Below are 23,172 nucleotides of genomic sequence, written 5' to 3'. Positions count from 1 at the left end.
TGGCCGAAAGAGCCACGGACAGCGACGTACTCAAGGCGCGGACCGAACTAGTACGCGCCAAGATCAGCTTCGCGAGCAACCGTCGCGGCGACGCCGCCCCGCTGTTGTTGGCTGCCGCCAAGCGACTCGAGCCGTTCGACCCACGGGTTGCGCGGGAAACGTACCTGGAGGCAGTGACGGCAGCAGTCCTCGCGGGACGACTGGCGCATGGACAAAACCATTCGGCGCTGGCGGTGGCCGAGGCGGCCCGCCAAGCGCCACCTGCCGCGTCTCCGCCGCGCGCCGTCGACTTGCTGCTCGACGGGCTCGTCGTCAGGCTCGCCGAGGGACTGGTCGCGGCGGCCCCGCTGCTGAAAGGGGCCCTCGCGCAATATGTTCGGGAGGAGAACGAGGGCACCGCAGACCCGCGATGGCACGACATCACCCACCGGGTGTGTCTGGACCTTCTCGACCAGGAGACCTACAACTTCCTGGTGGTTCGCCAAGTGGAGCGACTGCGTAGCGCGGGAGCGTTGACGGTGCTGGGCCTGGCGTTGCAGACCCACGCCGCAGTGTGTATCGGTGCGGGCAACTTCGATCAAGCGGCAACGCTGCTCAATGAATCCGACGGCATCATCGCAGCGACCGGCAATCCGCTACCGAACTCCGTCCGCACATATCTGTTGGCATGGCGCGGGGAGGAGCAGCACTGCCGCGAACTGATGCAGACCTCGATTGAGCATGCGCGTAGCCGCGGCGAGGGTTTCGACATCACCGGCGTGCACTACGCGGCGGCCACCCTGCACAACGGTCTCGGCCAGTACGAGGAGGCCTTGGCCGCGGGTGTGTCGGGGACGCGGCACGACGATCTGGGCATGCGTGGAGTGCTGCTCGTCGAGTTGATCGAAGCGGCCGTCCGTTGCGGCGAGATGTCGGTGGCGCGAGATGCTCTGGTCCGCCTCAAGGAGCAGACCGATGTCAGCGGTACCCCCACCGCACTCGGTATGGCAGCGCGCTCCACCGCCCTCGTCAGTGACGGTCCCGCTGCCGAGGACGGGTATCGGGAGGCGCTGTTGCACCTGGAGCGCAGTCCTCGGTTCGTTCTCCTGCCGCGCACGCATCTGATTTACGGGGAATGGCTACGTCGCGCGAAGCGCAAGGGCGATGCCCGTGTCCAGTTGCGCCTCGCCTACGACATGTTCACGCAGATGGGCGCGGAAGGCTTCGCCCAGCGGGCGCGTCGCGAACTGAGGGCGACCGGTGAGGTGCTGCTTTCTCGTTCCAAATCGACGGGGACGCGACTCACTGCTCAGGAGGGTCAGATCGCGTCCCTCGCCCGGCACGGATACACCAATGCCGAGATCGCCGGCCAACTGTTCATCAGTCCGCGCACCGTGGAATGGCACCTGGGCAGGATCTTCGCCAAGCTCGGTGTCACCTCGCGTCGTGAACTGCGCAACGCGGACTTCGAGGTCTCGTGATCGAGATGACGTCACGCCGTGGTGGGGGCTAGTCGCCGCTACCTTCGGAGTGTTTGATCTGTTCGGAAAGGTCTGCGCTGGAAAGGTTTGCGCGCAGGAAGGGTCCCGTCGTCGGCAGGTGCAGATGAAGGTCGGAGGCCTGGCTGACGGCGATCTGGCCGTTGTCGAGGACGAAGTCCAGGGTGTGGCCCCCGTGGGTGAATGCGCTGTTGACGAAGTGCAGGTGATAGCCGGCCACGGAGATGCCTTGCTCGAAGTCGGGCGTGCGGTACCCGACCAGGGTTCCGGTCACGTGCTCGAAGGTGGTTTCGGCTTGCCCGTGGGTCGCTTCGGTCAGCGGTGGGTAGGGCTTCGTCTGCGCCATGACGGTGCGGGTGTGCACGGTGGCGAACCGCCCCTCGATTCGGATTCCGTGGACCAGGTTGGCGCTGACGAGCCGGGCGTCGATGGTGTGCAGCAGGTCGGCTCGCGCGGTCGGGGTTCGGACGGGGATCTCGAAATCGGTTCTAAATGGCATGACCGCGGCGAACGGAGTGCGATCGGTCGGCGACGCCAACCGTGCCGTCCCGTCGGCGCGTAGGTGGTAGCACTGCCCGTCGAGTATCACCATCTCGCCGTCGAGGTGGTTGAAGGTGCCGAGCCCAAAATCGCCGTGGCGCAGCAGTTCTGCGATGGTCAGGTCCCCGTCGTACACCCCGTCGAGCAGCGCGCTGATGGTGGAGACCTGGTAGACCTCACCAGCGGTGGGGGTGCTGGGCGTCGAGGTGGAGGCGTGGTGTGCGATGAGGCGTTCGGCCCAATGCCGAAACCTGGTGGTGGCTTCGTCTCGAGTCATTCCGATGTGGGTTTCCTACTCGAAGGGGTCGGCGGGCAGGTGCGCGGCTAGGTCGGTGTTGTGCGTGTAGTCGACGGGCACGTCGATGATGGACGGGCCCTGTTGGCCCAGTGAGTGACGCAGTGTGGTGGTGAACTCGTCGAGCGTGCTGACCCGATGGCCGTGGGCGCCGAATGCGGCGGCGTAGTCGCGGATGTCGTAGTCGGCGAGCTGCACGCCGGACTTGCGGCCGTACTTGAGTACTTCCTGGAAGCCCACCATGTCGTAGGTGTTGTCACGCAGGATGATGTGGGTGAACGTCAGGCCGAGGCGGGTGGCGGTTTCGAGTTCCTGCGCGGAGAAGAGGAAGCCGCCGTCACCGGAGACCGACACGACGTGCGTTCCGGGACGGACCAGGCTGGCGGCCATGGCCCACGGCAGGGCGACGCCGAGTGTCTGCTGTCCGTTGGAGAACAGCAGTCGACGTGGTTGATAGGCGCGGAAGTGGCGTGCCAGGTAGATGTAGACCGACCCGATGTCGCAGGCGACGGTGGCGTCGTCGTCGAGTTCGTCGCGCAGCGCGAGCACCACCGCGGCGGGGTTGAGGCCCGCCTCCGTCGACGGTGTCTGTCGTGCGGTGGCATCGATGCTGGCCAAAGTGCCCCGGTGGTCGGCGATTTCGCTCTCGAATCGGGCGTCCACGGACAGTTCGCCGAGGGATTCGGTGAGTGCGCCGACCGTGGCGGCGATGTCGCCGCGCAGTTCGACGGTGGGTTGATAGTTGTTGTCGATGTCGGCGGGGACCGAGTCGATGTGGACGATCGTGCGGGAGGCGTCGAGGTTCCACAACACCGGGTCGTACTCGATGGCGTCGTATCCGACCGTGATGAGGACGTCGGCGGCGGCCACGACGAGATCGCCGGGTTGATTGCGGAACAGCCCGACCCGACCCAGGTAGTGGTCTTCCAGTTCGCGTGAGATGACACCAGCGCCCTGGAACGTCTCCACGACCGGCAGTCCCGTCGCGGAGACCATGGTGCGCACCGCTTGGCAACTGTCGGGGTCGGCACCGCGTGCGCCGACCAGCAGGGCCGGCCGCTTGGCTTGACCGATGAGGTCGACGGCGTGGCGGATGGCTTCGGCCGGTGCCGGTCCCAGCGGCGGGACCGGCAGGTGCCTGGTGATCGTGGCAGAGGTGAGGGAGGCTTGGACGTCGGCGGGCAGCACGACCGCGGCCGCGCCGCGCGGTTCAGCCGCGGCGGCCCGAAACGCGTTGACCGTCGCCTCTGCCGCGTTGTCGGCGTCGTTGACTTCGCCGGTGAACTTGGTCACGGTCTTGAGGAATGCCGCGGCGTCCATCGACTGGTGCGTGCGTTTGAGGCGGTCCTCGCGGCGCACCGCTCCGCACAATGCCACCACCGGGTCTTGCTCGGTGTTGGCCGTGAGCAGTCCGGTGGCCAGGTTGGTGGTGCCTGGCCCTGAGGTGACCAGTACGACACCTGGTGTGCCGGTGAGCCGTCCGATCGCCCCCGCCATGAACGCGGCGTTCTGCTCGTGGCGGCACACCACGAGCTGCGGGCCGCCGTCGACCAACGCGTCGTAGACCGCGTCGATCTTGGCGCCGGGCACCCCGAAGACATAGCGCACGCCCTGCGCGGTCAGGACGTCGACGACTTTCTGCGCGCTCCGGATCGGTTGGGCGTCGGGTGTGCTCAAGAACGGCACCTTTCGTGGGCCGCCCCCGGGGTGGGCGGCGGGGGTATGAACGATTCTCGGTGGCTGGTCGGTGGTTAGGCCATGTTGTAGAGGGTCTTCACGCTGTCGTGCAACTTGTTCGGTAGCGGTGGGGCTTCGTAGGCGCCGGTGATGACTTCGATGTAGGCGGCCGCGCCGCCCTGTGCCGCGGTGGACATGGCGGCGTCGAGTTCGGCGCAGGTGCTCACGCGGGCGGTGAACCAGTCGTCGCAGCCCAGTGCGTGCGGTAGCTCGGCATAGTTCCATGGGGCCACGTCGTTGTAGGCGATCGCAGGATCCTTGCACAGGAGGCGCTCGATCAGGTAGCCGGAGTTGTTCAGTACGAAGATGATCGGACGCAGACCCTGTCGGTGGAACTGGCTGATCTCCTGCGCGGTCAACTGGTGTGAACCCTCCCCGGTGAACAGGATGAGGCGGCGATCGGGCGCAGCAACTGCCGCGCCGAAGGCTGCCGGGGTGGCCCAACCGATCGCGCCCCAGAGCGTCTGGTTGTAGAAGCGTGCTCCGCGTGGCAGGCGAGCGAAGGCCAATCCCATCGAGCAGGTGCCGGTTTCGGCGATGATGATGTCGTCTGGCCGGATGAAGTCGGCCCAGCGGGGATACAACGCGTCGGCGGTGATCGCACCGCCATCGCCATCGCTGACCGCGTCGAGTGACGTCGGTCGGATACCGGCGGGCTCGCGGGGTTTCGCGGGACGGTCGGCGAGTTCGGCGATGATGTCCGCCATTTCGACGTTGCGATAGACCTTCGCGCCGATCGTGGTGTGGTGCAATCCGATGTCGATCGTCCGTGCTGGGTCCAGACGTGCCGTGAAGGCGCCGGAGTTGAAGTCGGTCATCATCGTGCCGATCGTGATCACGGCATCGCAGCCCTCGACGAACTCGCGCACCGTCTCGTCCATGAGTTGACCGTCGTACATGCCGATGTAGAGGGGGTGGTCCTCGTCGATCACCGACTTGTCGGCGAACATGGTCGCGAAGGGCAAACCCGTGGTGTCGATGAGTGCGCGGACTGCGTCACCGAGCCCCAACCTGTCCAGCAGTAGACCCGGCAAGACACAGGCGGTCGACGCTGAGTCGAGCGCACCGGCGATGGCGTCTGCCGCCGCGGCCAGCGATGCGGGGTCGCTGGTGGGAACCGCCGGGCTCGTCGAGGGGGTCAGGATCGGCTTGTCGACGACGTCGCCGGGAAATGCCATGTAGACGGGCCGGCGGTTGTAGAGAGCCTCGCCGATGAGCCGCTCGGTCTCGGCTACGGCGTTCGCGGGCGTGATGATGGCGCTGGCACCGACCACGGTATCGGCCATCGAGCGGAACAGGTCGAACTCTCCATTGCCCAGCGTGTGGTGGACCAGCGCGCGGTCAGCCTGGGCGGCCAAGGTCGGCATACCGGTCAGGTGAAACACGGGCAGGTGTTCGGCGTAGGAACCGGCGATGGCGTTGATCGCGCTGAGTTCGCCGACGCCGTAGGTGGTGCTGACCGCGCCAAGTCCGCGGATGCGGGCGTAGCCGTCGGCGGCGTAGGCGGCGTTGAGTTCGTTGCAGCAGCCGATCCAGTTGATGTCGGGGTGCTCGACGATCGCGTCCTGAACGGTGAACGCGAAATCGCCTGGCACACCGAAGATGTCAGTAATGCCGATCTCGTACAGCCTGCCTAGCACGTACTCGATCACGGTGGGTGTCATTCGAGAGTCCTTCGCCTATGAGTCGGACGGAGACAGCGTCCGACGGGGTGCCAAACGTCTGCCGTCAGTCAAGCAGCGTCGAGCGACTGCGGTACCCGGGTAACCCCCGGGGATCGGGCTACGGGCGCCAGGTCTCCGCGTCGCTGATCGGCCCCGTCGTGGAGTATGCGGATCGACTATCACGCCGATAGTCAGAAACCGGGTTCTGCGTGACGCCCGTCACGGGCAGTGTGGCTAATGCCTTCATCCGAGCAGCCACCAGGAGCCACTGTGGGATCGACCTCGTTCACCGTCAACGGTCGGACGTACGCGGCGCCCGACGCCCCGGTCGTCGTCATCTGCATCGACGGTAGCGAGCCCGCGTATCACGTCGAGGCGATGAGCGCCGGGCGCATGCCGTGGCTGAGCCGGACGCTCGAGGGTCCGTCGAGCTCGTGGCCTGCGCACTGTGCGATGCCCGCACTGACCAACCCGAACAACGTCTCCATCGCCACCGGGCGTCCAGCGGCGCTGCACGGCATCAGCGGCAACTACCTCTTCGATCCCGAAACGGGTGAGGAGACGCTGATGAACGACAAACGCTTCCTGCGGGTGCCCACCATCTTCGCCGCGGCCAACGAAGCCGGCCTCGACGTCGTGGTCATCACTGCGAAGAACAAGCTTCGACAGATCCTCGGCGCAGGCCTCGTCGAAGAAGGACCGAGCCTCCACGGCGGTTCGGCGTTCGCCGCACCGTCTCGGACCGGCATCTGCTTCTCGGCGGAAGGCGCCGACGACACGACGGTCGCGGCGAACGGCATATCCGACGTTCCCGCGCTGGTCGGCAAACCCCAGCCGAGCGTCTACTCGGCTGAGCTGAGCGAGTTCGTCCTTGCTGCCGGCGTTGCCATCCTCGGCTCCCGAGGCGTGGACCTGATGTTCCTGTCCCTCAGCGACTACGTCCAGCACAAACACGCACCCGGCACCGAAGCGGCAAACGACTTCTACGCGATGATCGACTCCTACGCCGCCCAGCTCGACGAACTCGGGGCCACCGTGGTGCTCACCGCAGATCACGGCATGAGCGCGAAGAGCGACGACTCTGGTCACCCTCGCGTCCTGTACGTCGAAGACGAGGTACGTCGGATCCTGGGACTCCCAGGAGTTTCCGCCGATGCCGAGGGCAGCAACGGCGTCCGTGTCATCCTGCCGATCACCGATCCCTACACCGTCCATCACGGCGCGCTGGGCTCATTTGCCAGCGTCCACCTGCCTGCCGACGCCGACCACGATTCGCTGATCGCAGCGCTGCGTGAACTGGACGGCATCCAAGCCGTCCACACCAGGGACGAGGCCGCACGGCGGTACGCGCTGCCTCCCGACCGAATCGGTGACGTCATCGTGCTGGCCGACGCCGCGACGGCGCTTGGGCGATACGCCGAGTGGCACGACTTGAGCGGTCTGGACGCACCACTTCGCTCGCACGGCGGGCTGGGGGAGCTCCAGGTTCCCTTCATCGTCAATCGCGAATTGCCAAGACCGGCAGCGCTCGACGAGCCGTTCGGCGACCTCGCCTGCGTGCACAACTACGACGCGTTCTGGGTGGCAACCACCCTGGCTTCACAGCATCAGTCAACAGCCGCCTCCGCGAAGGTGACGGCCGGCACGGCAAAGGATCGGTAGACCAACGATGTCCAACATCTTCCAGAAGCCCACCCAGCTCGACCCGGTCGTGGTCTCCGAGCAGAAGTTCTCGCGTCTGAAATGGCGCATGCTGCTCGCCGCGATGTTCTGCTACCTGTTCTTCTATACCGGCAGGCAGACCTTCGGATTCGCCATTCCGGGGCTCCAGGAAGACCTGGGACTGAGCAAGACCACGCTTGGCGCCATCAGCGGCGCCATGCTGTGGTCGTACGCGCTCGGCCAGATGATCAACGGCAACCTCGCCGACAAGTGGGGTGGGCACCGCCTGATGGCGGCCGGTGCGGTCGTCTCGACGATCCTGAACTGGTGCACCAGCTTCGCCGTCGGGACCAAGACGCTGGTGGTGCCGTGGGCGGCCAACGGTTTCGTCCAGGCGGCAGGCTGGCCGTCGGGCGGCCGCGTCATCTCCAATTGGTGGGGGCCGCACGAACGCGGCAAGAGCTTCAGCTTCTACACCTTCGCGGCGGGCATGGCGTCGGTCCTCGCCTTCATCACCTCGACCCTCGTCGTCGACACCTTCAAACTCGACTGGCAATGGATCTTCCGAATCCCCGTGCTGCTCATGCTCGTCGGCGGAATCGCGTTCTATCTGATTGCCAGGGAAAGCCCGACGGCTGCGGGCATCACGCCGCCACCGTCTCACACGGCGCATGACGGCCTCGACGAACCGACGGCCGAGGGCGAGGACACGGGTCGGTCATTGACGCGGTACCGGTTGGTGCTGCGCAACCCGAAGATCTGGTCCACCGGCGTTGCGATCGGATTCCAGAACGCCGCCCGATACGGCCTGCTGATCTGGGTGCCGGTGTACTTCCTCGGCGCGGACTGGAAGCAGGGCGAGGGCGGGATCAGCCCGCTGTGGATCACGGTCGCGCTGCCGGTTGGCATGGCCGTCGGGGCGTTGACCAACGGGCAGCTGTCCGACCGATTCTTCGGATCCCGCCGCGACCGCCCCATCATGTTGTTCATGCTGGCGGGCGCCGTCTGCGCGTTGACGCTGTGGCTGGCCGACCTGGGTACGTACGGTGGCATCGCCGTGCTGTTCCTCGCGGGCTTCTTCGTCTACGGCCCGCAATCGTCGATCTGGGCCCTGTGTCCGGATCTCGTCGGCAAGCAGATGGCCGGAACGGCAACCGGAGTGGTCAACTGCTTCTCCTACATCTTCGCAGGCGCGGCCGAGCCGCTCGTCGGGCATGTAATCGACGGCACCCACGACACGTCACTTGTCTTCCCGATCGTTGCCACCAGTTGTGTGCTCAGTGCCATGGCCGCGTTCACGATTCGACGCTGAGGTAGCACCGCGATGATTTGACCAGTCCCACTGAAGACCTCGTGACCAACTGCCGGTCGACGGCATGGCCGCGACCGCGCTGTGACGAAGGAGAGAAACAGATGCCCGTAGTGCCCTTGAACGCCATCCTCAAACCCGCGTTCGACGAACGATATGGCGTGCCTGCGATCAACGTGTTCAACGACCTGACGCTGGAGGCGGTGCTGGCCACGGCGGTGGCGGAGCGATCCCCGCTGATCGTCCAGACGTCGGTCAAGACCGTTCGCAGCATCGGTGCGAAGACCCTCTTCGCGATCTGGGAGGCGATGACCGCAGGCATCGAGGTGCCGGTGTCGCTGCATCTCGATCACTGCCCAGACCGGGCCGTCATCACCGAATGTCTTGCACTGGGCTGGAACTCGGTGCTCTTCGATGCCTCTGAACTTCCGGTGGAAGAGAATCGGCGGCAGACCATCGAGGTGGTGGCCGAAGCCAGGTCCCACGGCGCCCACGTCGAGGGTGAGATCGAGTCGATCACCGGAGTCGAGGACGATCACGGCTCCGACGAGCAGGGGGAACGCCAGCCGCTGGACACGGTCCTCGACTTCATCGCGACCACCGGAGTCGACGTCTTCGCGCCGGCGATCGGCAATGCGCACGGCGTCTACAAGCAGCAGCCGGTTCTGGACTTCGGCCGAGTGCAGGACATCGTGCGCGAGGCGGCCGTCCCCATCGCGTTGCACGGCGGCAGCGGCCTCACCGCCTCGGACTTCGAGCGACTGATCTCCCTGGGCTGTGCAAAGGTCAACATCTCGACCGCATTGAAGATGGCCTACATGCAGTCGAGCCTCGACCACCTGCAGGAGTCCGCGCGTACCGAAAAGTGGGATCCACCATCGTTGTTCAAGCATACCGCCGGAAAGATCCACGTCCTGGTAGCCGATCTGATGCGCCAGTTCGGAAGTTCGGGGACTGCCTCGTGACGGACACCGGCCACACGTTGATCTTCGACTGCGATGGCGTGCTTTCCGACACCGAGAGATTTGGGCACCTGAGGGCGTTCAATGCCGCCTTCGCCGAACTCGACATCCCCATGCGGTGGAGTGAGGACGACTATGCCAGTCTCGTCCGAATCGGGGGTGGCAAGGAGCGGATCGCCGCCGCCCTGACGGACCGACGGCCCAAGGGGTCGATCGGAGGTGGTGAACCGTTCGATGACCTGGTGCCCCGCATCCACCGGGTCAAGACCGAGATCTACCGCGCGTTGGTGGCCGACGGGGTGATGCCCCCACGGCCCGGGATCGCACGCCTGATCCACGCTGCGCTGGCGAGCGGTTGGCAGGTCGCGGTCGCGTCGACGTCCGCCCCGGAGTCGGTGAGGTCGGTCGTCGACTCCGTCGTCGGCCACGAAACCGGCTCGCGGATACCCATATTCGCCGGCGACATGGTGCCCGCGAAGAAGCCCGCCCCCGACATCTACCTGCTGGCCATGGCTCAGCTGGGTGCCAACGCCGACACCACGGTCGTGGTGGAGGACAGCGAGGTCGGTATGCGGGCAGCGGTGTCGGCGGGGCTGGCCTGCATCGTGACGCCGAGCAGTTACACGTTGGCAGAGGACTTCACGGCTGCCGCGGCCGTCGTGAGTTCTCTGGGTGATGACGGTGATCCGACGACCGTGCTGTCGGATCCGCTCGGCGTCGGATTCGGCGACGTCGTCGATACCAATGCATTACGGCGGCTGCTGGATCTGCGCCGTCGATCCTTGACCTCGACACACCGGGAGCATCGATGAATTCGATCGAATCAGTCCGCGCGACCGTGCGGATCATCGCCGATACGGCGGTGGCCAACGAAAAGTACTTCAGTGACCTCGACGCCGTGGCCGGGGACGGCGACTTCGGTTACTCCCTGGCGCGCGGATTCGAGTCCGTCCTCCAGAAGTGGGAGACTCTCGACGACTCCAGCCCTTCCACGTTCCTGCGAGGCGTGGCCACCACGCTGGCGACCCGGCTCGGCGGAACCTCGGGTCCCATCTGGGGAACGGGGTTCATGCGGGCGGGGGCCGCGGTCAAGGACCGCGCAGAACTCGACTTGCACGACGTGCACGCGATGGTCGATGCCGCGATCGGCGGGATCGAGCACCGCGGTGGTGCCACGGTCGGGGACAAGACCCTGCTCGACGCTCTATACCCGCTTCGCGATGAACTGGCCTCCTCCGCAACGCGTTCCGACGCGCCGACGGAGATCGCCGCAGCCGCCGCAGCCGCTGCCCGCCGCGGTGCCACCCACACCAAGGAACTCAAGGCCAACCGCGGCCGGGCCAGCTACGTCGGCGAACGCAGCATCGGCTACGAAGACCCCGGCGCCGTTGCGGTGGCCGTCATGGCCGAGAACATCGCCCAGCTGTGGCCATCATCCACCCACCCCCTACCCGAGGAATCAGCACGATGAAACGTTTCGTGAACGACCCCAAGGACTTCGTCGGCGAGATTCTCACCGGAATCGCCCGAGCCAACCCCGGCACCTTGCGTTACGAGCCCAGGTTCAACCTGATCGTGCGCGCCGACGCCCCCGTGGCCGACAAGGTCGCCATCGTGCAGGGCTCGGGGTCCGGTCACGAACCGGCCCACGTCATGAACGTCGGCCCTGGCATGCTCGACGTAGCCTGCCCCGGCGACGTCTTCGCCGCACCACCCCTGGACTACGTGCTGGCCGCGATCCGCGAAGTCGCCACCGACGCAGGGGTTCTGCTGCTCGTCAACAACTACACCGGTGACAAGATGGCATTCGAGATGGCCCAGGAGGTGGCCACCGACGAGGGCATCGACGCTCAACTGCTCTTCATCGACGACGACGTCGCCGTTCAGGACTCGACGTACACGGTTGGGCGCCGGGGCGTGGCGGGCAACTTCTTCGTCATCAAGGCCGTCGGCGCGGCCGCCGAGCAGGGCCTCAAGCTCGACGACGTCCGCGCCGTGGGTGAACGCGTCAACGCGAACACCCGCTCGCTGGGTGTGGCCCTGACGGCCTGCACGCCCCCCGCCAAGGGAACACCGCAATTCGAGTTGGGGGACGACGAAGTCGAATTCGGCGTCGGCATTCACGGCGAGCCCGGACGGCGACGCGAAAAGCTGCGCCCCGCCCGCGAGATCGTCGACGAGATGGTCGACACCGTCGTCGCCGACAAGCCCTATCTGCCCGGCGCCCGGGTGGCCCTGATGATCAACGGCCTTGGATCGACGCCGCTGAGCGAGCTGTACCTGCTGTACGGCCACGCCCACGACCGGCTCCGCGACAAGGGGCTGGACGTGCAGCGGTCCTACGTCGGCAACTACTGCACCGCCCTGGACATGGCCGGCGCATCGCTCACCCTCGTCGAACTCGACGACGAGATCGACGCTCTGCTCGACGCGCCCGCGTCCACCGCGCTGCGCGTCTACTGAAATCAGGACCACTCTCGATGCGACTCGGAATACTTACCAGCGGCGGCGATTGCCCGGGACTGAACGCGGTGATTCGCGGCGCGGTGTTGCAAGGCACCCGCGCATACGAAGATGAATTCATCGGGTTCAGGGACGGCTGGCGCGGGGTCATGCAACGCGACCACCTGCCACTGGATTGGCGCGCGGTGCGGGGGCTGAACCGACGCGGGGGCACCGTTCTCGGCACCTCCCGCACCAACCCGTTCGCGGATGGCATGGACGACCCCACCGTGTACAGGGCGTTGGCCGAGGCGGGTGTCGATGCCCTCATCGCGATCGGCGGTGAGGGAACGCTTTCGGTGGCCGCCGAGCTGCAGCGTGGTGGTGTCAACGTGATTGGCGTACCGAAGACCATCGACAACGATTTGTCCGCGACGGATTACAGCTTCGGCTTCGACACCGCAGTGGAGGTGGCGACCGAGGCCATCGACCGGATTCAAACGTCGGGGGAGGCCCATCACCGGTGCATGGTCGTCGAAGTCATGGGCCGCAACGCGGGATGGATCGCGTTGCACGCCGGGCTGGCGTCCAGTGCGCACGCGATCCTGATTCCCGAGGTGAAGGTCTCGATCAAGCAGATCTGCAGTTGGATGGAAAGCACTAGGGACCGCGGCCGCACGCCGCTTGCGGTCGCCGCCGAGGGGTTCTCGCTGGACACCATGGACACCCCACATCACCGGCACGGCCTGGACACCTTCGGCAGGCCGCGGCTCGGAGGGATCGGCGACGTGTTGTCCACCCTCATCGAGGACAACACCGGCATCGAGACCCGCTCCACCACCCTCGGCTACATCCAGCGCGGCGCGGTCCCAACCGCGTTCGACCGGGTCCTCGCCACCCGGGTGGGCATGGCGGCGGTCCGCTCCGCCCACGAGGGCAACTGGGGCACCATGGTGGCCATCCACGGCACCGATCTGGTCAACGTGCCGCTCGACGACGCCGTGGCGGAGCTCAAGACCGTGCCTGCGAGCCGATACGACGAGGTCCTGACCCTGTTGGGATGACGACGAGTGAGGAGAGTCCGTGACGAACGTGGTACGTGCTGGGGTGCTGGACGTCGGCTATGAACGCCACGGTGATGGGCAGGGTTGGCCGGTCGTGTTGCTGCACGGCTTTCCGTACGCGCCAAGGTGTTACGACGAGGTGGTGCAGCCGCTCGTCGAAGCCGGTGCCTACGTGGTGGTGCCGTACCTACGCGGTTATGGCCCAACGCGATTCGTCGACGCAAACACGATCCGCTCGGGGCAGCAGGCCGCGTTGGCGCATGACCTGCTGGACCTCATCGGCGCGCTCGACCTGAACCGACCGATCGTCGGCGGCTTCGACTGGGGCGGCCGCGCCGCGTGTCTGGTCTCGGCGCTGTGGCCGCATGCGGTATCGGGGCTGGTCACCGTCGACGGGTACAACGTCCAAGACCTCGCAGCGGCGCGCACGCCTGCACCACCGGAGCGGGAGTGTGCGTACTGGTATCAGTATTACCTGCACAGCGAACGGGGACGTCAAGGCCTGCAGCGGTATCGGGCCGAGTACGCGCGTCTGCTATGGCAGCAGTGGTCGCCGCGCTGGTCGTTCACCGACGAGACGCTGATGGCGACCGCCGAGGCGTTCGACAACCCGGACTTCGTCGACGTCGTCGTGCACAGCTATCGGCATCGGCACGGGATGGTCGAAGGTGACCCAGCCTACGAACCAACCGAGGCGCGCATCGCCGCCGCGCCCGTGGTTACCGTTCCCACCGTCGTGCTCGACACCGCGCACGACGGGCTCGGACCCCGGCCCATCTCCGGGAGCCACGGGGATCACTTCACGAATCTCGTTGCCCATCGCCTCGTCGATGCGGGGCACGGGCTTCCGCAGGAGAACCCCGACGCCTTCACCGAAGCGGTGCTACTGCTACGTGAGCACCGCGCGCGCTGAGGATGCCCGACACTCGGATCAATTCTCCGAGACCGACACCGGCGTCCGCATTGCGCCGGCCCGGTTCGCCAAGAGCCGAGCCGGCCAGGTGTTCAAAGTGCGCAGATCCTCGAGGAACGCGTGTTCGCTGGGGGCGAGTACCCGCTCCCGGCGGTAGGCGGCGACGATCGGCCGACCTGCTGGCGGTGGGTAGACGTCAACCGTTGCCAGCACGCCGTCCTGAAGCTCTTGCCGCACAGTCTGTTCGGAGAGCAGCGAGATGCCGAGGCCCGCGCGTACCGCCTGTTTGACGGTCTCGCTGCCCCACATCTCGGTGGATGCGACGTCGTGTAGATGCCAATCGGAGAGCGCATCGGACTGCAGAGAGCGAGTGCCGGAACCTTGCTCCCGCAGGATGAACCGTTGCTCCGAAAGCTCCTTGGCGGCCACCTGCTCATCGGCGAGTGGGTGGTCGGGGGGTACGACCACGACGGCGAGATCGAGCATGATCTGTTCGGTGTGCAGGTGGGCACTGGCAGGCTCGCCGACGAAGACCCCCAGTCCGACACCGCCGGCCACCAGTCGCGCGGTGAGCTGTTCGACGTTGCCGACGTAGAGGCCGCATTCGATGTCGGGGTGCAGATGCTGGAATCGACCGAGAAGGTGGGGGAGCAGGTAGGTGCCGACCGTCGTGGTGCCGCCGAGCCGTAGGTGTCCACGGCTCAAACCTTGGACCTGCCGCACGGCAGAGATGGCCTCCTCTCCGAGTAGGAGCAGGCGCCGGGCATACTCGGCGAGCACTTCTCCTTCGGCGGTCGCCGTCGCCCGCCCGCCCGAGCGGTCGACCAGGACTGCGTCGACGGTTGCCTCCAACTGCCGGACGTGGTGCGACACCGACGGCTGACTCATGAACAGCTTGGTGGCCGCGGCGGAGAATCCGCCGCACTCGACGACCTGCAGAAAGACCCACAGTCGGTGCGAGTTGAGTTCCATGGTGGTCCTCCGGTGAAGGGGAGTGCGGGGCTCGCGCTAACAAACTTGTATCTACAGCGTGACCCAGATGGTTCAATTTGGCAATGGCCGTCAAGGATTTTCCTCTCGTTCGTATAGTCAAAACCGTTTGTAATCAACTGTTTAAGTGCCGATTTGCCATTGATTCACCCATCCGTCACCTGTATGGTCAGGTTTGTGACAGAGGCATTGCACATCAAGATTGCGCATGACATCCGAGAGCGGGTTCGCCTCGGTGAGCTGTCGGTCGGGTCCGCAATACCGTCCGAGTCCCAGCTCTGTGGACAGTGGAAGTCCTCACGTGGGCCGGTACGTCAGGCCCTTGCCACGTTGCGCGCGGAAGGGGTCATCACTGGCGGCGCAGGCAGGCCGCCGGTGGTGTGTTCGACCGCGATCGGCCAGCCGTTCGACACCCTCTTGTCGTACTCGGCGTGGGTTCAATCGATCGGGCGCACCCCCGGCCAGCGCACGCTGGAGCTGACGCTGCGCCCAGCCGACGAATTGGCGGCGTCGAACCTGAACGTCGACGAGGGCACGCCGGTGGTACAGGTGTTGCGGCTGCGCTACCTCGACGGTGACCCCGCCATGCTCGAACGCGCCACGTTCGTCGAGCACGTCGGCCGGCTGCTGTTCGACTTCGACTGCGACTCGGGATCTATGTGGGCCTACCTGCAGTCCCAAGGGGTCAAGTTGGCGACAGCCTCACACGTCATCGACGCGGTCGGAGCCGACTCGGTCGACGCGACTCATCTGGGCGTCACCCAGGGCTCTCCTCTTCTCCGCCAACAACGTTCGACGCGCGCCGCCGACGGCGAACTCGTCGAGTTCCACGACGACCGGTATCTGCCCGACCTCGTCAGCTTCACCCTCGACAACAACCTGGACGTGCGAACCACCCTGGTGCGCAACGCAAAACCCTAGAAAGGAAACCCACATGAGTAGCCCAACGATTCAACCCCAACTCGTCGTACTCGACATGGCTGGCACCACGATCGACGAGGGTCTCGCCGTTTACCGCGTCCTCGAGGAGACGGTGGTCGCCCACGGGGGAACGCCCACCGAGGCCGACATCGCCAAGTGGCACGGCTCCGCCAAACACGAGGCTCTGCGCGCGCTCCTGACGCCGGAGGGCGGCGAGCCGCTCAGCGACGAAGCCCTCAAGCCGATCGTCGAGGACTTCCGCGCCCGACTCACCGCCGCATACGCCGAACGCCCACCGGTGGCGCTGCCGGGAGTTCCCGAAGCTCTCCACGATCTGCGCGCAGCGGGCATCCGCGTCGCGCTGAACACCGGATTCGACCGTGACGTCGTCAACTCACTGCTGTCGGCCCTCGGTTGGGAAGGTGACTCCGTGGCGGACGCCGTCGTCTGCGGCAGTGACGTGCCGTCGGGTCGGCCGGCCCCCTTCATGATCTTCCGCGCCATGGAGCAACTGGACGTCCAGGACATCTCGCGCGTGCTGGTCGCGGGAGATACTCCGCGAGACCTGGAGGCGGGCACCAACTCTGGTGCGGGGTTCGTGGTCGGAGTGCTGTCGGGGGCGAGCGACAAGGAGGAGTTGAGCGCGCACCAGCACACCCACCTGGTGGACTCGGTCGCCGACCTTCCCGGGCTGCTCGGCGTCAGGCAGGCCTGGGTGAAGACGTCATGACCGACCAGCTGCAGCAGACCGTCACCCCGGGCCGGGTAGAGCACACCCTGGCGGCGATATGGCGTGGCGGCGACGACGTTGCCCTCGAATCGGTGCCGGTGCCACCCCTGCAGGCGGGGGAGATCCTGGTGCGTGTCGACCTGGCCACCGTATGCGGTAGCGACCGGCACACGGTGAGTGGCAGGCGCGCTCAGCCCTGCCCGTCGATCCTCGGTCACGAGACCGTCGGGCACATCGTGGCGTTCGGGGGCGACGGCGAGATGCAGTCGGTGGACGGGCGGCAGCTTCGGCTCGGCCAGCGCGTGATCTGGTCGGAAACGCTGCCATGTGGCACCTGCGACCGTTGCCTTGCCGGCGTGACCGCGAAGTGCCGCACCGTCCGCAAGGCTGGCCACGAGGCGTTCGACTCCAGCTGGGCACTGTCCGGTGGATATGCCGAGCACGTACTCCTGCCACGCGGCATGCCGGTCGCCGTGGTCGACGACGACGTGACCGATGCCCTCGCCGCACCCGCCGCCTGTGCCACGGCAACGGTGATGGCCGTCATCGAACGCGCCATGCCCATCTCGGGCCGACGTGTCGTCGTGATCGGGGCAGGCATGCTGGGGCTCACCGCACTGGCTGCGGCCGCAGACGGGGGAGCCTCGTCGGTGACTGCGGTCGACCCGGCCGCCGAACGTAGGGACCTGGCCCGGCAATTCGGCGCCACCGCCGTCGTGGCATCGATCGGCGACGTGGACCAGTGTGACGTTCTGATCGAGTTGTCGGGGAAGGCAGCGGCATTGCAGGACGGCGTGCGCAAGCTCGACGTCCAGGGCGTCGCCATCTTCGCAGGCTCCGTCGCTCCGGATGGTGACATCGCGGTTGACCCGGAATCCGTAGTGCGGCGCCACTTGTCGTTCTTCGGTGTCCACAATTACGAGCCACGGCACCTGATCCAGGCGCTGGACTTCCTCCAGCGAACCAGCGCCCGCTTTCCGTGGGCGGATCTCGTCGCCGACCCCGTCCCGCTCGACCGGATCAGCAGCCTCTTGATCGGAGCACCGGGAACCAAACCACGGTACGCAATCGCCCCGTGACCAACCGATGACCGTGCGGCGCACAGGGTTGCGCTGCACGGTCATCCGGGCGACGCGATCTGCACGGTCTCCACGAAGCGCCCCAGGACACTCTGGTGGCCGCAGTGCCGCGCGAGCGCCTTTCATCCGAATCGTTTAGCACATAGGGGTTTACGCCATGTCGCAGCCGTTGGGGATCGAACCGGTCTTGCCCGGACACACCGACGAGTACGGCACCGATTCGTCGTCGCGCCGCCTGGCCTGGCTGGTGGCCGACACTCTGAGAGGTGTTCTGCCGGAACCGGCCAGGGCCGTCATCTACATGCAACTGGGATGCAGCCACTACCGCAGGGCCATTTCCAAGGCGCTGGAATCCGCTGTTAACAACGGGATTTCGGTGTCAGACGAGCTCGCCGGCGACATCGTCGACTGGCTCGAAGCCTACGAGGGGCACCCGGAGCACGAGCGAATCACCCAGCTGCTCAGCACGGCCAGGCGCCGAACGGGCACGGGCCCGCGATGACGACATCCGAGAGTCCATCCGTCGCCCTCGTTGGTCCCGGAGCCATCGGCACCACGGTGGCCGCGGCGCTCCACGAGGTCGGGCGCACCCCGACGATCTGCGGTCGTTCGGCACTTGAGCGCCTGGAACTGCACGACGAGAGTGGCCGCGTGGTCGTGCCGGGGCCCGTGCTGATCGACCCGGCCGAGATCGAGAACACGTTCGACCTGGTGTTCGTCGCAGTCAAGTCGACACAGGTCGAGGCGGCAGCACCGTGGCTCTCGGTGTTGTGCAGTGCGAAGACCGTTGTCTGCGTCCTGCAGAACGGCGTCGAGCAAGAGGCGCTCGTCGCGCCGTACTCGTCCGGCGGCCCAGTGCTGCCCTCTGTCGTGTGGTTTCCCGCCCAACGCGAACCGGACGCTTCGGTGTGGCTGCGCGGACAAGCGCGACTCACCTTGCCGGATACGCCGGCGAGCGATGTCGTACTCGCGGCTCTGCGGGGCACCCGCTGCTCGGTCGACGTAGCGGCGGACTTCACGTCGATCGCGTGGCGGAAGCTCCTGCAGAACGCAGTCGCGGGCCTGATGGTTCTGGCCGGTCGCCGGGCGGGCATGTTCACCCGAACCGACGTCGCCGAGCTGTCCCTTGCCTATCTGCGGGAGTGTCTGGAGGTGGCTAGGGCGGAGGGCGCGACACTGGGAGACGACGTACCGCAGGCGATCGTCGACCAATTTCGCAGTTCCCCGCCCGACCTGGGCACTTCGATCCTCGCCGACCGGCAGGCCGGTCGGCCCTTGGAGTGGGACAGTCGCAACGGCGTCGTGCTGCGTCGCGGGCGATCTCGCGGCATCGCCACGCCGATCAGCGATCTGGTCGTGCCGCTCTTGGCGGCGGGCAGCGACGGACCGGGCTAGTACCGCGGCCGGACCTGGCCGCATCCCTGGGGCAAATGATCAGCGATGGCCGATCGCGACCGTGCAGTCTCAGGCATCCTGCTCTCAGCTCCGAAATTCGGCGTAAGCGTCAATGGCGCAGCATTAACTACACGGCGGTAAATTTGTCGTTGAAACTCCGCTGAGGTGCTGATTCAAGCCTTGCATTTCTCTGATTGCATGTTAGCTTCTGTGCGTGCACAGCTCAGCGACAGCCACGATGCAGCGGGTCGCCATTCCACGTCGGGGCGGCCCATAGTTTCCTGGCAGCAAATGGCCACCGGGCGCGGACACGGTGGCGCGAAGGGCCCTTCCGCGAGACGACGAGTCTGAAATCGATCTGGTCCGGACGGCCGCGCCGATTGATCGGCGGGCCGTTCGACGGCACTGAATCACTTCGTAGCGGTCTCACTGAAGGATTGGCAATGGGTCATCTTCCGAACCGAGCCCAAGCGCCGCTCGCGGCCTCCGTCGTCGCGGCCTGCATGTTGGCCTTCCCGGTCGTCGCGGCGGCCGACGAGCAAGTTGGAGCACCCGCAGCCGACGGTCCGGGTGCCGGCAGCAGCCCGTCCGATCCCGTCGGCTCCATCCTCCACAACGTCTCGTCCGCTCTTGGATCCATCCAGGGCAACCTGATTCCGGGGTCGAGAACCCCCGGCGGACCAAATGGTTCGCTGCCCGGCTTGCCGGTCGTGATCTTCGGCAACGGTCGCGAAACCGACGCCCCCGCGGCGCGGACCGGCAGCAGGGCCGCGCGGCCGGCCGCGGTCGAGGTCGCGGCTCCCCCCGTGCCCGCCGCCCCCGTGCCCGCCGCTGCCATTACCCCGGTGCCTGCCGCCCCGGTGCCCGCGCCCGCTGCACCGGCCGAACCCCCCGTCACGGCGGCCGCGGCGCCGGCCCCGCCGAACGCGACGCAGACCTGGCTCGAGCAGTGGATGCCGTGGAACGTCTTCAACGGCGACTGCAGCTGCACGCACGAGGAGCCACCACCACCTCCACCGCCGCCGCCCCCGCCGCCCCCGGACGACGAGGACGACGAGGACGATGACGGCCTCGGCTTCCCGATCTTCGTTCCCGGCGTGCCCGGCCCACCGAGGGTCAACAACGTCTACTGCCCGCCTGCGGTCCCGCTTGTCACTCCGCCGGTGGTTCCCCCCGTGGTGACGCCGCCGGTGGTGACGCCGCCGGTGGTGACGCCGCCGGTCGTTCCGCCCGGGGGCGGAGGAGTGCCACCCGCTGGCGGAGGCGGCGTGCCCGGTGCGGGAGCGCCCGCCGAGGCACTGGTCTACTCGCCTGCCTCATACGGCGGCGGTCTGACCTTCCTCACCGGGATCGGCCGCGAACCGCAGGCGACCTCCAACGCGATTGGGCTCGCCGCGGTCTTCCTGTTGATCGCCATGGGAATCATGCAGTGGAGGCGCCATGGGCATCGTTCGAAGGGCCGCGATCGGCGCGCTGTGTCTGGTCGCGCTGACCGGGTGTAGCGCCGAAAGCGCCAGCGGCCCAGTCATTCCCGCCACTTCGCTGACCGCCTCGCCCGTGCCGGTCGGCGCGGTGGTGCCGGATCGGATGGCCGACGTGCCGAGCGCGGTGCCGACGCGTATCTCGATACCCGCGCTCGGAATGGTCGCCCCGGTGGGGGTGATGGACGCATCGGCATGTCCGGTGCTCGATCCGCCGACTCTCGACGATGCGTACTGGGTGGGGTGCCGCGGCAGGCCGGGCACCGACTCCGACGGAACCGTCTTCATCATCGGACATTCCTTGTCGGGGGGTGAGGCGGTGTTCAACGAGCTGCCGAAGCTCGCCCCGGGTGACGACGTCGAAGTCACCACGGCCCGGGGCACACTCGTCTACCGGGTGCAACGAACCGCGACCTACGCCAAGTTCGGCGAGGTGCAGACCTCTCCCGAAGTCATCGAACGCGTGCCCGGCAGGCTCGTGTTGGTCACGTGCATGCGGACACCGGAGGGCGGCGAGACCGACGACAACTTCGTGGCGCAGGCCGAACTGGTTGGCGCGATTGCGGCCTGAGCCGGCCAGGCCCCCGCGCAGGTACTCGCGGTCGCCCGCTCTCTACTCCTCGTCGGACGGGGCGCCACCCTCGTCGGCCCAGTCGGTCCGGTCCTCGGCGCCCTTCGCGGGGTCGCTCTGGACGTCTTCGCCACCCTTGGGGCCCTTGTCGGACTCGCTGGTCTTGGGGTCAGTGCTCACCTCGAACGCAATACCCACGTCATCTGGTTCGGAAACCGTCAGCACCGCCTCGGCGACGTACTGGTCCTCTTCGAGCCGGTGCTCGAGGGTGCGGAGCGTCTTGGCGATCGTCGACTCGACGGCGTCTCCGGTCAGGTCGACGCTGGCGATGACGAAGAGTTGCTTGGGGCCGATGAACTCCGAGCGCAGGAACCGCACTTCGGCAACTTCGGGGAATCGGGCGAGCCGCTCGACGAGCGCCTCGTGGATACGGGGGTTGCCGCCCTCCCCGGTCAGGAAGATGCGATTGCGGTTGATGAGGATCACGGCCACCACGGCCAGCAAGACACCGACCAGGATCGAACCGATGGCGTCCCACACCACCTCGCCGGTGAGCTCGTGCAGGAGGATTCCGAGGAACGCGATGGCGATCCCGATCAGCGCGGCGCTGTCCTCCGCGAACACCGCCCGCACCGTCGGGTCCGACGTCTCCAGAGCGTATTCCAGCACGTCACTGTCGAAAGACGCGGCTTCCCTGCGTAATTGGCGTACCGCCTGGAGCCAGGAAATGCCCTCCAGGACGAAGGCGACGGCCAGCACCAGGTAGGCGAGCCGGTAGTCCTCCGCGCCCTCCTCGCCGTGAATCAGCTCGGTGACGCCACGCCAGATCGACACCGCGGCGCCCACCACGAACAGTCCGACCGCGGCGAGAAGTGACCAGACGTAGGCCTCGCGTCCGTAGCCCAGCGGTCGTCGCTCGTCGGCCTTGCGGCCGCCACGCCGGTTGGCGATGAGGAGGAACACTTCGTTGCCGGTGTCAGCCCAGGAGTGCGCGGCCTCCGCGCTCATCGACGCCGATCCGGACAGTGCGGCGGCGAACGTCTTGGCCGCAGCCACCGCAAGATTCGCGCCAAACGCCACCAGCACGGTGACGGTGCTGTCGCCACCGGACTTCACCACCGGGCGTCAGTCTCCCCGACGACGGAGCTGCGCCATCCAGTCCTGCGGAACACGGTCCTGCGGGCCAGGCACCGTCTGATCTTCCGGATGGCATTCCGGTGGAGCGAGTTCCGGCCCGTCGTAGTAGTCGTTGGTGTCGTAGTTCCAGAACCAATCCTCGCCAGGCTCGAACGAGCGGATGACGGGGTGGCCGCTCTCGCGCCAGTGCGCGGCGGCGTGCCGGGCCAGCGAGTCGTCACAGCAACCGACGTGTCCGCACGCCGTGCACCGACGGAGATGAAACCACCACCCGCCTGCCGCGTCGCATTCGACGCATCCCGCTCCGCTGGGAGGGACCGTGGGGTCGACCGCATCGCTCATGGTGGTTGACCCTACTTCTTCTCCCGCCACGCTCTCTCGAAGGGCAACCGCCACGCGTTGGGGGCAATGAGTTGGTGAATGGCGTTCGGCCCCCAGGTGCCCGGCTGATACGACTTCACCGGCGGCGGGTCCTCCAACAATTGCGTCGAACGCTCCCAAAGGGATTCGATGCCTTCGGCGGTGGTGAACAGCGTATGGTCGCCGCGCATTGCATCGAGGATCAGGCGCTCGTAGGCCTCCAGCACGTCACCGAGCGACTCCGTCTCCTGTGTGGAGAACTGCATGGACATCTTGTCGAGCTTCATGCCGGGCCCTGGCCGCTTGCCGTAGAACGACAGGGACACCTTGGACGCGTCGGCCAGGTCGAAGGTGAGGTGGTCGGGCCCTTGAGAGCCGACGCCCGAGCCTGCCGGGAACATCGTCCGAGGCGCCTCCTTGAAGGCGATCGAGATGATCCGCA

General features: G+C 66.7%; 22 protein-coding genes and 1 pseudogene. 16 read left to right on the top strand and 7 right to left on the bottom strand.

Annotated elements, in window-relative coordinates; genetic code table 11:
* Positions 1-1,460, top strand: a 1,460-nt coding sequence (locus ABW137_RS13380; protein WP_526400631.1) for a helix-turn-helix transcriptional regulator, incomplete at its 5' end; no start/stop codon positions are given.
* Between the two features lie 28 nt (positions 1,461-1,488).
* Here ABW137_RS13380 and budA read toward each other — a convergent pair.
* From budA to ABW137_RS13365, 3 genes are all read right to left on the bottom strand, one after another.
* The gene (gene budA, locus ABW137_RS13375; protein ID WP_526400629.1) at positions 1,489-2,295 is read right to left on the bottom strand and encodes an acetolactate decarboxylase; all 807 of its coding nucleotides are present in this window, start codon (positions 2,293-2,295) and stop codon (positions 1,489-1,491) included.
* A 15-nt stretch (positions 2,296-2,310) separates the two neighbouring features.
* Complete coding sequence (gene alsS / locus ABW137_RS13370) at positions 2,311-3,990, bottom strand: acetolactate synthase AlsS (protein ID WP_526400627.1); 1,680 nt, start codon at positions 3,988-3,990, stop codon at positions 2,311-2,313.
* A gap of 74 nt (positions 3,991-4,064) precedes the next feature.
* Entirely contained in the window at positions 4,065-5,714 is a 1,650-nt protein-coding gene (locus ABW137_RS13365; protein ID WP_526400625.1) for an alpha-keto acid decarboxylase family protein, read from the bottom strand.
* 270 nt (positions 5,715-5,984) lie between these two features.
* On the opposite strand from ABW137_RS13365, the gene phnA reads away from it, so the two are divergent.
* From phnA to ABW137_RS13325, 8 genes are all read left to right on the top strand, one after another.
* Complete coding sequence (phnA, locus tag ABW137_RS13360; protein WP_526400623.1) at positions 5,985-7,376, top strand: phosphonoacetate hydrolase; 1,392 nt, start codon at positions 5,985-5,987, stop codon at positions 7,374-7,376.
* Between the two features lie 7 nt (positions 7,377-7,383).
* Entirely contained in the window at positions 7,384-8,688 is a 1,305-nt protein-coding gene (locus ABW137_RS13355; protein ID WP_526400621.1) for an MFS transporter, read from the top strand.
* A gap of 101 nt (positions 8,689-8,789) precedes the next feature.
* On the top strand, positions 8,790-9,650 hold the full coding sequence (locus ABW137_RS13350; protein ID WP_526400619.1) for a class II fructose-bisphosphate aldolase: 861 nt from the start codon (positions 8,790-8,792) through the stop codon (positions 9,648-9,650).
* Positions 9,647-10,459, top strand: a complete 813-nt coding sequence (locus tag ABW137_RS13345) for an HAD-IA family hydrolase (protein WP_526400617.1) — start codon at positions 9,647-9,649, stop codon at positions 10,457-10,459. The genes ABW137_RS13350 and ABW137_RS13345 overlap by 4 nt, the downstream gene beginning before the upstream one ends.
* Positions 10,456-11,118 (top strand): dihydroxyacetone kinase subunit DhaL, encoded by a 663-nt coding sequence (gene dhaL / locus ABW137_RS13340; protein WP_526400616.1) that lies wholly within the window; start codon positions 10,456-10,458, stop codon positions 11,116-11,118. The genes ABW137_RS13345 and dhaL overlap by 4 nt, the downstream gene beginning before the upstream one ends.
* Positions 11,115-12,110, top strand: a complete 996-nt coding sequence (gene dhaK, locus ABW137_RS13335; RefSeq protein ID WP_526400614.1) for a dihydroxyacetone kinase subunit DhaK — start codon at positions 11,115-11,117, stop codon at positions 12,108-12,110. The genes dhaL and dhaK overlap by 4 nt, the downstream gene beginning before the upstream one ends.
* 17 nt (positions 12,111-12,127) lie before the next feature.
* Positions 12,128-13,153: an ATP-dependent 6-phosphofructokinase gene (locus tag ABW137_RS13330; RefSeq protein ID WP_526400612.1), complete on the top strand. Its 1,026-nt coding sequence runs from the start codon at positions 12,128-12,130 to the stop codon at positions 13,151-13,153.
* A 19-nt stretch (positions 13,154-13,172) separates the two neighbouring features.
* Entirely contained in the window at positions 13,173-14,066 is an 894-nt protein-coding gene (locus tag ABW137_RS13325; RefSeq protein ID WP_526400610.1) for an alpha/beta fold hydrolase, read from the top strand.
* A gap of 18 nt (positions 14,067-14,084) precedes the next feature.
* Here the strand turns inward: ABW137_RS13325 and ABW137_RS13320 are convergent, their stop codons facing one another.
* Complete coding sequence (locus tag ABW137_RS13320) at positions 14,085-15,038, bottom strand: LysR substrate-binding domain-containing protein (protein WP_526400608.1); 954 nt, start codon at positions 15,036-15,038, stop codon at positions 14,085-14,087.
* Between the two features lie 195 nt (positions 15,039-15,233).
* Between ABW137_RS13320 and ABW137_RS13315 the strand changes: the two genes are divergently transcribed.
* The 7 genes from ABW137_RS13315 (at position 15,234) to ABW137_RS13285 (ending at position 21,233) form a co-directional block, all read left to right on the top strand.
* The gene (locus tag ABW137_RS13315) at positions 15,234-15,977 is read left to right on the top strand and encodes a GntR family transcriptional regulator (protein ID WP_526400606.1); all 744 of its coding nucleotides are present in this window, start codon (positions 15,234-15,236) and stop codon (positions 15,975-15,977) included.
* A 13-nt stretch (positions 15,978-15,990) separates the two neighbouring features.
* Positions 15,991-16,707: a phosphonatase-like hydrolase gene (locus ABW137_RS13310; RefSeq protein WP_526400604.1), complete on the top strand. Its 717-nt coding sequence runs from the start codon at positions 15,991-15,993 to the stop codon at positions 16,705-16,707.
* A complete protein-coding gene (locus ABW137_RS13305; protein ID WP_526400602.1) occupies positions 16,704-17,786 on the top strand; it encodes a zinc-binding dehydrogenase in 1,083 nt (360 codons plus the stop codon). Before ABW137_RS13310 ends, ABW137_RS13305 begins: the two co-directional genes overlap by 4 nt.
* 157 nt (positions 17,787-17,943) lie before the next feature.
* The gene (locus ABW137_RS13300; protein WP_526400600.1) at positions 17,944-18,288 is read left to right on the top strand and encodes a hypothetical protein; all 345 of its coding nucleotides are present in this window, start codon (positions 17,944-17,946) and stop codon (positions 18,286-18,288) included.
* The gene (locus ABW137_RS13295; protein ID WP_526400599.1) at positions 18,285-19,181 is read left to right on the top strand and encodes an oxidoreductase; all 897 of its coding nucleotides are present in this window, start codon (positions 18,285-18,287) and stop codon (positions 19,179-19,181) included. The genes ABW137_RS13300 and ABW137_RS13295 overlap by 4 nt, the downstream gene beginning before the upstream one ends.
* Before the next feature lie 443 nt (positions 19,182-19,624).
* On the top strand, positions 19,625-20,683 hold the full coding sequence (locus ABW137_RS13290) for a hypothetical protein (RefSeq protein WP_526400597.1): 1,059 nt from the start codon (positions 19,625-19,627) through the stop codon (positions 20,681-20,683).
* Positions 20,622-21,233 carry a class F sortase gene (locus ABW137_RS13285; protein WP_526400595.1) on the top strand — a complete coding sequence of 204 codons (612 nt, stop codon included), beginning with the start codon at positions 20,622-20,624 and terminating at the stop codon, positions 21,231-21,233. The genes ABW137_RS13290 and ABW137_RS13285 overlap by 62 nt, the downstream gene beginning before the upstream one ends.
* A 42-nt stretch (positions 21,234-21,275) precedes the next feature.
* Here ABW137_RS13285 and ABW137_RS13280 read toward each other — a convergent pair whose 3' ends face one another.
* From ABW137_RS13280 to ABW137_RS13270, 3 genes and pseudogenes are all read right to left on the bottom strand, one after another.
* Positions 21,276-22,352 (bottom strand): cation diffusion facilitator family transporter, encoded by a 1,077-nt coding sequence (locus ABW137_RS13280; protein WP_526400593.1) that lies wholly within the window; start codon positions 22,350-22,352, stop codon positions 21,276-21,278.
* 6 nt (positions 22,353-22,358) lie between these two features.
* On the bottom strand, positions 22,359-22,712 hold the full coding sequence (locus ABW137_RS13275; protein WP_526400591.1) for a UBP-type zinc finger domain-containing protein: 354 nt from the start codon (positions 22,710-22,712) through the stop codon (positions 22,359-22,361).
* Positions 22,713-22,723: 11 nt separating this feature from the next.
* Positions 22,724-23,172 (bottom strand): annotated as a pseudogene (locus tag ABW137_RS13270) (glucose-6-phosphate dehydrogenase); the annotation flags it as partial.

The organism is Mycobacterium sp., assembly GCF_040509115.1.
Classification (GTDB): Bacteria; Actinomycetota; Actinomycetes; order Mycobacteriales; family Mycobacteriaceae; genus Mycobacterium.
Note: the sequence above shows the minus strand (reverse complement) of the source record. Positions and strands in the feature narration are given on the sequence as shown.

Excerpts from the sequence above, each read along its gene's own strand:
- budA (WP_526400629.1), bottom strand. The coding sequence starts at position 2,295 with ATGACTCGAGACGAAGCCACCACCAGGTTTCGGCATTGGGCCGAACGC.
- ABW137_RS13365 (WP_526400625.1), bottom strand. The coding sequence starts at position 5,714 with ATGACACCCACCGTGATCGAGTACGTGCTAGGCAGGCTGTACGAGATC.
- ABW137_RS13355 (WP_526400621.1), top strand. The coding sequence starts at position 7,384 with ATGTCCAACATCTTCCAGAAGCCCACCCAGCTCGACCCGGTCGTGGTC.
- ABW137_RS13350 (WP_526400619.1), top strand. The coding sequence starts at position 8,790 with ATGCCCGTAGTGCCCTTGAACGCCATCCTCAAACCCGCGTTCGACGAA.
- dhaL (WP_526400616.1), top strand. The coding sequence starts at position 10,456 with ATGAATTCGATCGAATCAGTCCGCGCGACCGTGCGGATCATCGCCGAT.
- dhaK (WP_526400614.1), top strand. The coding sequence starts at position 11,115 with ATGAAACGTTTCGTGAACGACCCCAAGGACTTCGTCGGCGAGATTCTC.
- ABW137_RS13330 (WP_526400612.1), top strand. The coding sequence starts at position 12,128 with ATGCGACTCGGAATACTTACCAGCGGCGGCGATTGCCCGGGACTGAAC.
- ABW137_RS13320 (WP_526400608.1), bottom strand. The coding sequence starts at position 15,038 with ATGGAACTCAACTCGCACCGACTGTGGGTCTTTCTGCAGGTCGTCGAG.
- ABW137_RS13310 (WP_526400604.1), top strand. The coding sequence starts at position 15,991 with ATGAGTAGCCCAACGATTCAACCCCAACTCGTCGTACTCGACATGGCT.
- ABW137_RS13305 (WP_526400602.1), top strand. The coding sequence starts at position 16,704 with ATGACCGACCAGCTGCAGCAGACCGTCACCCCGGGCCGGGTAGAGCAC.
- ABW137_RS13300 (WP_526400600.1), top strand. The coding sequence starts at position 17,944 with ATGTCGCAGCCGTTGGGGATCGAACCGGTCTTGCCCGGACACACCGAC.
- ABW137_RS13295 (WP_526400599.1), top strand. The coding sequence starts at position 18,285 with ATGACGACATCCGAGAGTCCATCCGTCGCCCTCGTTGGTCCCGGAGCC.
- ABW137_RS13290 (WP_526400597.1), top strand. The coding sequence starts at position 19,625 with ATGGGTCATCTTCCGAACCGAGCCCAAGCGCCGCTCGCGGCCTCCGTC.
- ABW137_RS13285 (WP_526400595.1), top strand. The coding sequence starts at position 20,622 with ATGGGCATCGTTCGAAGGGCCGCGATCGGCGCGCTGTGTCTGGTCGCG.
- ABW137_RS13275 (WP_526400591.1), bottom strand. The coding sequence starts at position 22,712 with ATGAGCGATGCGGTCGACCCCACGGTCCCTCCCAGCGGAGCGGGATGC.